Genomic DNA, 12082 nt, shown 5'->3' with positions numbered 1-12082 from the left:
TGTCTCCTGAAAGATCCGGCGAATAAAGGCCGTGCCAGTGGCCTCCAAGATACGTCCCGCGCGGAATTTGCCGCGTACCGCATACCGAATTGAGAGACTGATATGTTCCGCTGGTTTGAAAACAGACTGAATCCGTTCCCGGTCGAAGAGCCGGTCGAGCCGCCCAAGACGCTGATTGCGTTTTGTCTGCACTATACCAAAGGCGCGTGGCCCTACATTGTCGTCGCGGCCGTGCTGACCTCGCTGATCGCGCTTGCCGAAGTGTGGATGTTCGGCTTTCTCGGCAACATCGTCGACTGGCTGTCGGCGCAGAGCCGCGAGACCTTCCTGCAGAATGAAGGCTGGAAGCTCGCCGGCATGGCCTTTATCGTCATGGTCATCCTGCCGGGCATGGTGGTGCTGCAGTCGCTCGTCAACCAGCAGACGCTGATGGGCAATTATCCCATGCGCATCCGCTGGCAGGTGCACCGCTACCTGCTCAAGCAATCGATGAGCTTCTACCAGGACGAGTTCGCCGGCCGCATCGCCACCAAGCTGATGCAGACCGCGCTCGCCGTGCGCGAATGCGTGGTCAAGCTCATCGACGTGCTCAATTACGTCATCGTCTATTTCCTCGGCGTGCTGTTCATCGTCGGTTCCGCCGACCTCCGGCTGGCTGCACCGCTGGTCGTCTGGCTCATCATCTATGTACTCTTGCTGCGCTATTTCGTGCCGCGCCTTGGCAAGGTCGCCGAAGAGCAGGCAGACGCGCGCTCGACAATGACTGGCCGTGTCGTCGACAGCTACACCAACATCCAGACGGTCAAGCTGTTCTCGCATTCGCGCCGCGAGGCGTCCTTTGCGCGAGAAGGCATGTCGCTGTTCATGGACACGGTCTACCGGTCGATGCGGCTGGTGACCTCGCTTTATGGCGCGCTCTATTTGCTCAACTCGACGCTTTTGCTGTCGGTCGGCATCCTGTCGATCTCGCTGTGGCTCAATGGTGCGGTGTCCATCGGCGCGGTCGCGGTCGTGCTTGGCCTGGTGCTGCGCCTTTGGGGCATGTCGCAATGGATCATGTGGGAAGTCTCGGGCCTGTTTGAGAGCATCGGCACCGTCCAGGACGGCATCACCTCGATCTCGATGCCGCGCCTGGTCGAAGACAAGCCCGATGCCAAGGAGATCGTCGTCGACAAGGGCGAGATCTTCTTCGACAATGTGCGCTTCCACTACGGCAAGAAAAAAGGCGTCATCGAAGACCTGACCCTCAAGGTTCGTCCGGGCGAAAAGGTCGGCATCGTCGGCCGTTCCGGTGCAGGCAAGTCGACGCTGGTCAACCTTCTGCTGCGCTTCTACGACATCGAGGGCGGGCGCATCGTCATTGACGGGCAAGACATCTCGTCCGTCCAGCAAGACAGCCTGCGCGCCCATATCGGCATGGTCACGCAAGACACGTCGCTGCTGCATCGGTCGGTTGCCGACAACATCCTTTATGGTCGTCCCGACGCCACCGAAGCGATGATGATCGAAGCGGCGCGCCGCGCCGAAGCGATCGACTTCGTTGCAGCCTTATCTGATCCCAAGGGCCGCAAGGGTTTTGAGGCCCATGTCGGCGAGCGTGGCGTCAAGCTCTCCGGCGGCCAGCGCCAGCGCATCGCCATCGCCCGCGTCATGCTCAAGGACGCGCCGATCCTGATCCTCGACGAGGCGACCTCGGCGCTCGACTCGGAAGTCGAAGCCGCGATCCAGGAAAACCTCTACCGGTTGATGGAAGGCAAAACCGTCATCGCCATCGCGCACCGGCTCTCCACCATCGCGGCGATGGACAGGCTGGTGGTCATGGACAAGGGCCGCATTGTCGAACAGGGCACGCATGACGAGCTGGTCGCCAAGGGCGGCATCTATGCCTCGCTATGGCAGCGCCAGTCGGGCGGCTTCCTGCTCGATGACATCACTGGTGAAGCGGCCAACGACATGGAGGCCAAGGGCCAGGCCGCGGAGTAGGGCAGGGTGGCAAATCTGATCGAGGCCTCCCACGCGGGAGGCCTTTTTCATTTAGGGCTCGTCCCCAGAGGAAGTCTGGAAGTTCGAGCCGAGCTATCTTGGGGGGGCGGGGTGCCGTGACATCAAGGAAGGCGGCGACGGTCCAAACTACGGTCCCGCTCATCTCAGGTGAACGCCCTGACAAAAGAACTCGCCCACGTCATTGTGAACATGTTGCCCGAAATTCGCCTGGGTTGCAGGCAGGCTCCTGCCAGGCAGCGGTTGCCTCTTGGACCGGTTGATCCGAAAATAGCGAGTCGTTGCCGCGAGATAGCCCAGAGTGCTCATGAATAGAATCTACAAGTGGTTCGAAAGTTGGGTCTATCCGTTTCGGGAGCCGGCAGAACYCCGGCCCCCGGCCACCGTCTGGGGTTTTCTATGGCACTATGTCGGCCAGGCGAAATTCGCCTTCTTCGCCATGCTGGTCATCGGCGGCATCGCGCCGCTGGTTGAAGCGGGGCTTTTCTATTTTGTCGGTCGCCTCGTCGATATCCTTGACGRYCTGCCCACCGACCGCAGCTGGGCGGCGCTGTGGGACGTCGCCGGCCCCGAAGTGCTGTTCATGGCCATCACCGTCCTGGTGATCCGCACCATCGTCGTCGGGCTCTCAGCACTTGTCGACGAACAGACCATCACGCCGGGTTTTTACAACCTGGTGCGCTGGCAGGCCCATCGCCATGTCTCGCGCCAGTCCTACTCCTTCTTCCAGAACGACTTCGCCGGCCGCATCGCCACAAAAGTCTGGCAGGCAGGGCAAGCGACCGGCGACCTGATGGAAAGCTTCATCGAGGTCGTCTGGTTCATGCTGGTCTACACGATCACCACGCTTGCCGTGGTCGCGGGGCTCGACTGGCGGCTCGCCGGCCTCGTCGTCGTCTGGATCGTCGCCTTCGGGCTGCTTGCCAATCACTACCTGCCGTCGATCCGCAAGCATGCCGAGGCGACTGCCGAGGCAGGCTCGATGATCAACGGCCGCATCGTCGATTCCTATTCTAACGTGCAGACGCTGAAGCTGTTCGCCGACGATGGCGACGACCGCTACATCCGCTCGGGCTTCGACATCTATCTCAATGCGCTGCGCCCGTTCACGCGCCGGCTGACCGGCGTCCGCCTGGCGCTGACGGCGCTGTCGGGCGTCATGATCACCGCGATTGCCTGGTTTTCGATCCATCTGTGGATCGAAGGCGCGATCACGGTCGGTGCTGTCGCCTTCACGCTCTCTCTGGTGTTGCGCCTCAACATGCTCCTTGGCCGGCTCATGATGCAGCTCAACGGCATCTTGAGGAACCTCGGCGTGCTGGAGAACTCGAAAGCGCTGATCTCGCAGCCGCTCGGCCTGACCGACAAGCCAGGTGCTGTCGAACTGGTGGTCAGGGGCGGCGAGATCCATGTCGACCATGTCGTCTTCCACTATGGCAAGGGCGGTGGCGTGCTCGGCGGCATCGACCTTGTCGTCAAGCCGGGCGAGAAGGTCGGCATCGTCGGCCCCTCCGGTGCCGGCAAGACCACGCTCGCCAATCTGATCCTGCGCCTTTACGACCTTGAGGGTGGGCGCATCCTCATCGACGGCCAGGACATCTCGACCGTCACCCAGAACTCGTTGCGTGGCTCCATCGGCGTGGTCAGCCAGGACACGGCCCTGTTCCACCGTTCGCTGCGCGACAACATCAAGCTCGGCAAACCCGACGCCACCGACGCCGAGGTCATCTCCGCTGCCCGCAAGGCCGAGGCACATGAGTTCATCGGCACGCTTGAGGACAATCGCGGCCGCACCGGTTACGACGCCTTTGTCGGTGAGCGCGGCGTCAAGCTGTCGGGCGGCCAGCGCCAGCGCGTGGCGATCGCGCGCGTCTTTCTCAAGGACGCGCCGATCCTGATCCTCGACGAGGCGACCTYGGCACTCGATTCCGACATCGAAGCCGCGATCCAGGAAAACCTGCATGCGCTGATGGCCGACAAGACCGTGCTGGCGATCGCGCACCGTCTGTCCACTATCGCCGCGCTCGACCGCCTGATCGTGCTCGACCAGGGCGGCATCGCCGAGCAAGGCACCCATGACGAGCTTCTAGCGCTCGACGGGCTTTATGCCCGGCTGTGGAAGCGCCAGTCCGGCGGCTTCCTGTTTCATGAAGACAGCGTGCTCGACGAATCGAGGCCGGCGTGATGAGCGAAGATCCCTTCCAGCAAAAATTCTGGGGCCGCTTCGAAGGCGCCATCGACCCGTTCCAGGACACCGACCGCGAGGTGCTGCCGGAAAACGCCTGGGCCTTCATCCTCTACTTCGCCAGGCAGGCGAAGGGGCCGTTCATCCTTTTGCTCATCACCGGCTTTCTCGCCGGCGCGGTCGATGCGGCACTCTACTGGTCCGTCGGCTGGCTCATCGATCTGCTCGATTCCACCAGCCCGCAGCGGCTGTTCGTCGACCACTGGCCCGCACTTGCCGGACTGCTTGTGCTGATCCTCGTGGTCCGCGCCGTCATCATCATAGGCTCGGCCATCGTCGAGCAGCAGATCGTCGTGCCCGGCTTCTTCTCCATGGTGCGCTGGCAGTCGTTCCGGCGCGTCATCGAACAGCCCTATGATTTCTAYCAGAACGATTTCGCCGGCCGCATCGCCACCAAGATCATGCAGGGCGGCGAGGCCGTCGGCGATTTCATCGTCAACATGCTGCAGACGATGTGGGGCTTCCTCACCTTCGTCGTGCTGTCGGTGACGATCCTCGTGTCGCTCGACCCRCTGTTGGGGGTGGTGGTCGCAATCTGGTTCGCCGGTTACGCCGCAATCATCTATTTCCTGCTTCCAGAGATGCGCCGCGCGGGCCGGGCCACCGCCGACCAGCGCTCGATCTTCAACGGTCGCCTGGTCGATGCCTTCACCAACATCATGGCGGTCAAGCTGTTCGACAGCGGCCGGCGCGAGCACGCCTATGTCCGCGACGGGCTCGAAAGCTTCCTCGCCTCGGTGATCAGGCTGACCCGCGCCATCACCACGGTGCGCTCGGCGGTCGCCCTGCTCAACGGCATAATGATGGCTGCGGTCGCCGCCATCTGCCTCGTCAACTGGACGCAAGGGTCGATCTCGACAGGTGCGATTGCAGCCGCGCTCGGTCTCGTCTTCCGGCTCAACCAGATGTCGGGCTGGATGATGTTCAACATCAACGGCCTGGTCCGCAACTACGCCACCGTGCAGGACGCCACCCGCACCATCTCGGTGCGCCCGGCGATCCGCGATGCCGCCGATGCGTTCGTGCTGCCGCGCGCCAAGGGCGATATCGTCTTCGAAAACGTCTCCTTCCATTACGGCAAGGGCGGCGGCGTCATCGAAAACCTCAATTTGCATATCCGCCCGGGCGAGCGTGTCGCGCTCGTTGGCCCCTCGGGTGCCGGCAAGACCACCATCGTCAACCTGGCGCTGCGCCTGTTCGATGTCGAAAAAGGCCGGATCCTGATCGACGGACATGATGTGCGCGAGATCACCCAGGCATCGCTGCGCGCCCAGTTCGGCGTCGTCAGCCAGGATGCGATGCTGATGCACCGTTCGATATCCGACAATATCGGCTATGGCCGGGCAGGGGCGTCGCAAGCCGAGATCGTCGATGCCGCCCGGCGCGCCGCCGCTCACGACTTCATCGTCGACGTTGCCGATCCGCGCGGCCGGCGCGGCTACGACGCCCATGTCGGCGAGCGTGGCGTCAAGCTGTCGGGCGGCCAGCGCCAACGCGTGGCGATTGCCCGCATGATGCTCAAGGACGCGCCGATCCTGATCCTCGACGAGGCGACCTCGGCCCTCGACAGTGAGGTCGAGGCAGCGATCCAGGACAATCTCGACAGGCTGATGGAGGGCAAGACAGTCATTGCCATAGCCCACCGGCTGTCGACCATCGCAGCACTCGACCGGCTCATCGTCATCGACGAGGGCCGCATCGTCGAGGAAGGCAGTCATGACGCGCTGATCGCCAAGGGCGGGCTCTACGCGCAATTGTGGAAGCGCCAGTCCGGCGGCTTTCTGGCCGATCGGCTCGCGGCGGAGTAGGATCGCATCATGTCGTCGGTGCGCCCGCCATCCATACTCTCGAACCGCTCCGAGCAAACGCTCAACGTGCTCGATTACGAGTTGCTCGGCGAGAAGGCGGCCGCGCTCGGCCGCGCCGGGGACCGGGTCGGCGAAGCCATGGCCAAGCTCAACGCGCATGGCGGCGACGCCGACCAGCGCCGTGTCCTGCTCAAGGCAGCGGCCGATGCCGTCTACGCCTATTTCATCCAGCGCGAACTGTGCGGTCTGCGAAGCCATGATGATGCGATCCGCACCTACGCCATCCCACGCGATGTGCTGGTGCGACTCGGCGCGGCCTGACCGTCGAGCGATCCTTTTCTTGCGCAAGAGCCAGCCACGCCGGTTACCGTCGAAGCGTTGGCATTGCGGAGGCCTCTAAAATACCCGCAAACCCGCCGGAACCCGCACTTTAACCAAGGTTTTCCACCGCCTTGCGTCATCCCCGCGACAATCTGCCCATGTGCCTTGTCGCGTCTGGACAAAAAGAGCCTTCACGCATAAACCGAAGTCCAAATGCCGGAGGAATTCGCTAGCCTGGTTGCCATGCGCTGTCGGGCGTGCATCGTTGAGCGGGGACAATTGCTCAGCCTCCGGTTGGAATTGAGGCAAAAGGATCAGGTCCCGTGAGCGCAACCGATACGAGCGAGCCCAATCGCCGCGATTTTCTTTACGTCGCTACCGCCATGGCAGGTGCCGTTGGCGCTGGTGCCGTGGCCTGGCCCTTCATCGATCAGATGCGCCCGGACGCCTCGACGCTTGCAGCTTCCTCGATCGAGGTTGACGTCTCGTCGCTCACGCCTGGCATGTCGCTGACGGTCAAGTGGCGCGGCAAGCCGGTGTTCATCCGCAACCGCACCCCCGAAGAGATCAAGGCCGCACAGGAAGTGCCGATGGCCGAGCTCAAGGATCCGGTCGCGCGCAACGCCAATATCGCAGCCGACGCCCAGGCGACCGACATCGACCGTACGGCCGGCAAGGACAAGGAAAACTGGCTGGTCATGGTCGGCGTCTGCACCCATCTGGGTTGCGTGCCGCTCGGTCAGCAGGGTGATTTCGGTGGCTGGTTCTGCCCGTGCCACGGCTCCCACTACGACACGGCGGGCCGCATCCGCAAAGGACCGGCGCCTGAAAACCTTCATATTCCGAATTTCCAGTTCATTTCCGACACGAAGCTTCGGATAGGCTGAGCAGGGGGCATAATTCCATGAGCGGTGGACACTCGACCTATTCGCCAAAAACCGGCATTGGCCGCTGGATCGATGCGCGTATGCCGCTGCCGCGGCTGGTGCACGATTCATTCGTCTCCTACCCGGTTCCGCGTAATCTGAATTACGCCTACACCTTCGGCGGCATCCTTTCGATCATGCTGGTGGCGCAGATCCTCACCGGCGTGGTTCTGGCGATGCACTACGCCAACGACACGACGCTGGCTTTCCAGTCGGTCGAAAAGATCATGCGCGACGTCAACTCCGGTTGGCTGCTCCGCTACATGCACTCCAACGGTGCGTCGTTCTTCTTCATCGCCGTCTACATCCACATTATGCGCGGTCTCTACTACGGCTCCTACAAGGCGCCGCGTGAGCTGCTTTGGATCCTGGGCTGCATCATTTACCTGCTGATGATGGCGACCGGCTTCATGGGCTACGTTCTGCCTTGGGGTCAGATGTCCTTCTGGGGCGCGACCGTCATCACCGGCTTCTTCACCGCCATACCGTTGGTCGGAACCTGGATCCAGGAACTGCTGCTTGGTGGCTTTGCCGTCGACAATCCGACGCTGAACCGCTTCTTTGCGCTGCACTACCTGCTGCCGTTCATGATCGCCGGCGTCGTGGTCCTCCACGTCTGGGCGCTGCACGTCACCGGCCAGTCCAACCCGACCGGCATCGAAGTCAAGTCGAAGACCGACACCGTCGCCTTCACGCCCTATGCGACCATCAAGGATGGTTTCGCCATGGTCGTGTTCCTGGCCGTGTTCGCCTACTTCGTCTTCTACATCCCCAACTTCCTCGGCCATCCCGACAACTACATCATGGCCGACTCGCTGAAGACGCCGGCGCACATCGTTCCGGAATGGTATTACCTGCCGTTCTACGCGATCCTGCGCGCCATCACCTTCAACATCGGGCCGATCGACTCCAAGCTCGGTGGCGTGCTCGCCATGTTCGGTTCGATCGCGGTGCTGTTCGTCGTGCCGTGGCTCGACACCTCGAAGGTCCGTTCGGCTGTCTACCGTCCCTGGTACAAGCTGTTCTTCTGGATCTTCGTCATCAACGCGATCTTCCTGGGCTGGCTCGGCTCGCGTCCCGCCGAAGGCTCCTATGTGATCATGTCGCAGATCGCTACGCTCTACTACTTCGCATTCTTCCTGGTCATCATGCCGGTTCTTGGCCTAATCGAGACGCCGCGCCGCTTGCCCAACTCGATCACCGAAGCAGTGCTCGAGAAGAACAAGGGCGGCTCCGCTCATCCGGCTGGTGCAACCGCTGCACCCGAGACCCGCGGCTGAACCGAGAATCTGAGAGGGATTTTGGAATGAAAAAGATTCTCAACGGTCTGGCTGCCATCGGCTTCGTGCTCGCCGGCACCGCCGGCGTGGCGCTGGCTCAGGAAGCGCATAATGCGGCTGAGCCGACGCACTTCCCGATCCACAAGCCCAAGCAGATGGACTGGACTTTCGCCGGCCCATTCGGCACCTACGACAAGGGCCAGCTCCAGCGCGGCCTGAAGATCTACAAGGAAGTGTGCTCGGCCTGTCACTCGATGAACCTGGTGGCGTTCCGCACGCTTTCGGACCTCGGTTACTCCGAAGCGCAGGTCAAGGCCTTCGCCGCCGAGTACGAAGTGCAGGACGGCCCGAACGGCGATGGCGAGATGTTCACCCGCAAGGCTCTGCCTGGCGATCACTTCCCGTCGCCTTTCCCCAATTCGATTGCTGCGGCCGCCGCCAACAATGGCGCTGCTCCGCCCGACTTCTCGCTGATCGCCAAGGCGCGCGGCGTCGAGCGTGGTTTCCCGACCTTCGTGTTCGACATCTTCACCCAGTATGCGTCGAACGGTCCGGACTACATCCACGCGCTTTTGACCGGCTATGACGAGCAGCCGCCGGCCGGCATGGAAGTCGCCGAGGGCACGCACTACAACCCGTTCTTCATCGGCGGCAAGTCGCTGGCCATGGCCAAGCCGCTTTCCGACGGCCAGGTGACCTACGAGGACGGTTCGCCCGAGACGGTCGAGCAGTATTCCAGGGACGTCTCGGCCTTCCTGATGTGGGCCGCCGAGCCGCATCTCGAGGCACGTAAGCAGACCGGCTTCGCTGTTATGATCTTCCTGGTGCTGTTTGCCGGCCTCGTCTACGCCACCAAGCGCAAGGTCTGGGCCAACGTCCCGCACTGATCCGGCCTAGCCGATACGGAATCGAAGGGCGCTCGCAAGGCGCCCTTTTCTTTTGCCGCCCGACCCGTCAAAACTGCCAGTGCACGGTGCTAGAGCGTCCGGGAAAGGATGTGCTGCGCCGTTGGCAACGGAGCCCCCGCCGATGAATACCTCTCTTGAACAGACGCTGCTTGCCACCATCCGGAACATTCCCGATTACCCCAGGCCCGGCGTGATGTTCCGCGACATCACCACGCTGCTCGGCAATGCGCGCGCTTTCCGCCGCACCATCGACGAGCTCGTCCATCCCTATGCCGGTGCCAAGATCGACCAGGTCGCCGGCATCGAGGCGCGAGGCTTCATCCTGGGCGGCGCCATCGCGCACCAGATGTCGGCCGGCTTCGTGCCGATCCGCAAGAAGGGCAAGCTGCCGCACGAGACGGTGCGCATCGCCTACAGCCTGGAATACGGCCTCGACGAGATGGAGATGCACAAGGACGCCATCGCTGTCGGCGAAAAGGTCATCCTCGTCGACGACCTGATCGCCACCGGAGGCACCGCCGAGGCCGCGGTCAAGCTTCTGCGCCAGATCGGTGCCGACATCGTCGCTGCCTGCTTCATCGTCGATCTGCCCGACCTTGGCGGCCGCAAGAAGCTCGAAGCGCTCGGCGTCGACGTGCGCACGCTGATAGCCTTCGAAGGCCACTGAGGGGGCTCTGTGGTTGCCCAGGCGTGGAGAATGCCTCCACGTCTCTTGGGAGGGATGTCGACTGAGGAATTCCTGGATCGTCCCGGAGGTGGCCAGTCACCTCAAGGCCAAGCTTCAGGATTATCCAAGCCACGATAAATACACGTATGGAAGCTGACACCCTGGTCACGACGCGACATCACTGGATGTTGTGACACGGTCTGCCCAATTAGAGCGCCGCGCGTCTTTTGGGATGCGCAAAGGACGCTTTAAGTTATTGAATCTGCGCGTCGTGCTTTCCGAAATCGTTTCCGATTTCCGGGCCGATGCACTAATGCGACGGGAACAGCGTTGCTGCAATATTTGTTCTTGTTATGTTCTGAGTATGCAGTATGAACTCTCACGATCCTGCCACCGGAGAAAGGGGAGATTATGAGCGTTTATGTGACTGTGGGTGCATTGGAATCCGCCCAGTCGAATTCCTTCTATGATGCGACATTGGCGACCATTGGATGGAGCAAGCATACGGAATTTCCAGGCTGGYGCGCTTACTCTGAAGGTGGAACAGGCAAGGGTTTTGTCTTGTGGGTCAGCAAGCCTTTCAACGGCGAACCGGCCAGCGCTGGAAATGGCTCCATGGTCGGATTTATGGTCAAATCCCCTGTGGAAGTGGATGCTTTTTATGAAGCTGCCATGGCCAACGGTGGAGCCGATGAAGGTGCACCTAACCCACGTCCACACTATGGACCTACGTGGTACGCCGCCTACATGCGCGATCCATCTGGAAACAAGGTTTCTGTAGTCTACAACGGGTAGCCTCCGCGGCTGTCAGGCGTGGAGAATGTCTCCACGCCCTTTGTTTTTTGTCGAGGTGCGCGAGGGGCAGGACCACCAACCGTCGTTGGTCACGCCCTTGCGGTGCAGAGCCGCTAGCCAATCCCATAGATCAGGCTCAGGCGCCCGTTGGTGAGCTGTTCGACCTTCTGCAGCTCAAGGCCGTGGCGGCGCTCTGTGGCGGCAAAGAGCGCCTTGCCATCGCCGGCGACGAGCGGATAGACGATCAGGCGCAACTCATCGACCAGCCCGGCATCGATCAAGCTCGCAGTGGTTCGGGCGCCGCCGACCAGATAGATGTCCTTGCCGGGCAGGCGCTTCAGGGCTGCGACGTCTTCGAGAGTTCGAACGAATCTCGTGTTCGGCCAAAGCGTCGAAGCCAGGCTGTTCGACAGCACGTAATGCGGGGTCTTTTTGATGAACTGGGCCCAGTCGAGTTCGGCCGGTGTCGGTGCTGTGCCCGTGATCCAGGCGGGATTGCCCGGCTCATTCTGTATCGCCGTCCAATAGCGCTCGTAGCCGGGGTACATGTCGCCGCCAAGCAGGCAGGCGTCCACTTGCGCCATGACGCCATAGTCGTCGGACCAGGCCTCGACCCAATCCGCCATGCCTTCCGGTCCCTCGATCTTGCCGTCGACAGAGATCTTCATTCCAGCAATCAGCTTGCGCATTGCAATCTCCATATCGTTTGGTCAGCCGGTCCGCGATCGGCGCCGGGCTGAGACTTCGAGTTGTCATTCAGCCATATGGTTGAATGTAATATGCGCAAGCAAATAATCAACCGAATGGTTTAATGACTGCTGCCAAACGTCAGCATCTGTCAGCATCGACCGTGGATAGCCGCGCCGGTTTTTCCACGCCCCGAAAACCTCCCGTATCATTGACCTCGCGATCTTCCACGGGACCCCGGTGCGCACCGGGCTCGGGCCGGTGCCGGGCTGGCAGGAGGTCGGTGCTCCTGCTGGGTGATGAGCCCCCAAGCCCGGGCCTTGCGGCGGCTGGCGGTGAAAGCCGAGGCGACTGAGCGGGGCAAGAACACCGAGCGGGGCGCGAACGTCGCGCCACATACTAACTATCGGACGGCTCGGCCTCGCGCCCCGCTTCCCGAACTAC

The 12082-nt window shown here is 62.0% G+C and carries 10 protein-coding genes; 9 read left to right on the top strand and 1 reads right to left on the bottom strand.

The genetic code is table 11. From position 1 onward, the window contains the following. Positions 1-102 precede the first annotated feature (102 nt). The 9 genes from AC1DUU_RS10975 (at position 103) to AC1DUU_RS10935 (ending at position 10951) form a co-directional block, all read left to right on the top strand. On the top strand, positions 103-1983 hold the full coding sequence (locus tag AC1DUU_RS10975) for an ABC transporter ATP-binding protein (protein WP_476783452.1): 1881 nt from the start codon (positions 103-105) through the stop codon (positions 1981-1983). Between the two features lie 325 nt (positions 1984-2308). Further along, entirely contained in the window at positions 2309-4186 is a 1878-nt protein-coding gene (locus AC1DUU_RS10970; RefSeq protein ID WP_476783451.1) for an ABC transporter ATP-binding protein, read from the top strand. Continuing rightward, positions 4186-6054 carry an ABC transporter ATP-binding protein gene (locus AC1DUU_RS10965; protein ID WP_476783450.1) on the top strand — a complete coding sequence of 623 codons (1869 nt, stop codon included), beginning with the start codon at positions 4186-4188 and terminating at the stop codon, positions 6052-6054. Before AC1DUU_RS10970 ends, AC1DUU_RS10965 begins: the two co-directional genes overlap by 1 nt. A 9-nt stretch (positions 6055-6063) precedes the next feature. Beyond that, a complete protein-coding gene (locus AC1DUU_RS10960) occupies positions 6064-6375 on the top strand; it encodes a DUF6665 family protein (protein ID WP_476783449.1) in 312 nt (103 codons plus the stop codon). Between the two features lie 323 nt (positions 6376-6698). Beyond that, positions 6699-7262, top strand: coding sequence for a ubiquinol-cytochrome c reductase iron-sulfur subunit (gene petA, locus AC1DUU_RS10955; protein WP_476783448.1), 564 nt, complete (start codon positions 6699-6701; stop codon positions 7260-7262). A 17-nt stretch (positions 7263-7279) separates the two neighbouring features. Continuing rightward, a complete protein-coding gene (locus tag AC1DUU_RS10950) occupies positions 7280-8581 on the top strand; it encodes a cytochrome b (protein WP_476783447.1) in 1302 nt (433 codons plus the stop codon). A gap of 26 nt (positions 8582-8607) precedes the next feature. Continuing rightward, positions 8608-9468, top strand: a complete 861-nt coding sequence (locus tag AC1DUU_RS10945) for a cytochrome c1 (protein ID WP_476783446.1) — start codon at positions 8608-8610, stop codon at positions 9466-9468. Between the two features lie 142 nt (positions 9469-9610). Then, positions 9611-10156 (top strand): adenine phosphoribosyltransferase, encoded by a 546-nt coding sequence (locus AC1DUU_RS10940; RefSeq protein ID WP_476783445.1) that lies wholly within the window; start codon positions 9611-9613, stop codon positions 10154-10156. Between the two features lie 411 nt (positions 10157-10567). After that, positions 10568-10951, top strand: a complete 384-nt coding sequence (locus AC1DUU_RS10935; protein WP_476783444.1) for a VOC family protein — start codon at positions 10568-10570, stop codon at positions 10949-10951. A 113-nt stretch (positions 10952-11064) separates the two neighbouring features. Here AC1DUU_RS10935 and AC1DUU_RS10930 read toward each other — a convergent pair whose 3' ends face one another. Continuing rightward, entirely contained in the window at positions 11065-11640 is a 576-nt protein-coding gene (locus AC1DUU_RS10930) for a dihydrofolate reductase family protein (RefSeq protein ID WP_476783443.1), read from the bottom strand. Positions 11641-12082: the final 442 nt, after the last annotated feature.

The organism is Aminobacter sp. P4_H6_2, assembly GCF_056400805.1.
Note: the sequence above shows the minus strand (reverse complement) of the source record. Positions and strands in the feature narration are given on the sequence as shown.

Coding starts and splice junctions, on each gene's coding strand:
- AC1DUU_RS10940 (WP_476783445.1), top strand. CDS start 9,611: ATGAATACCTCTCTTGAACAGACGCTGCTTGCCACCATCCGGAACATT.
- AC1DUU_RS10930 (WP_476783443.1), bottom strand. CDS start 11,640: ATGCGCAAGCTGATTGCTGGAATGAAGATCTCTGTCGACGGCAAGATC.
- AC1DUU_RS10945 (WP_476783446.1), top strand. CDS start 8,608: ATGAAAAAGATTCTCAACGGTCTGGCTGCCATCGGCTTCGTGCTCGCC.
- AC1DUU_RS10975 (WP_476783452.1), top strand. CDS start 103: ATGTTCCGCTGGTTTGAAAACAGACTGAATCCGTTCCCGGTCGAAGAG.
- AC1DUU_RS10960 (WP_476783449.1), top strand. CDS start 6,064: ATGTCGTCGGTGCGCCCGCCATCCATACTCTCGAACCGCTCCGAGCAA.
- AC1DUU_RS10950 (WP_476783447.1), top strand. CDS start 7,280: ATGAGCGGTGGACACTCGACCTATTCGCCAAAAACCGGCATTGGCCGC.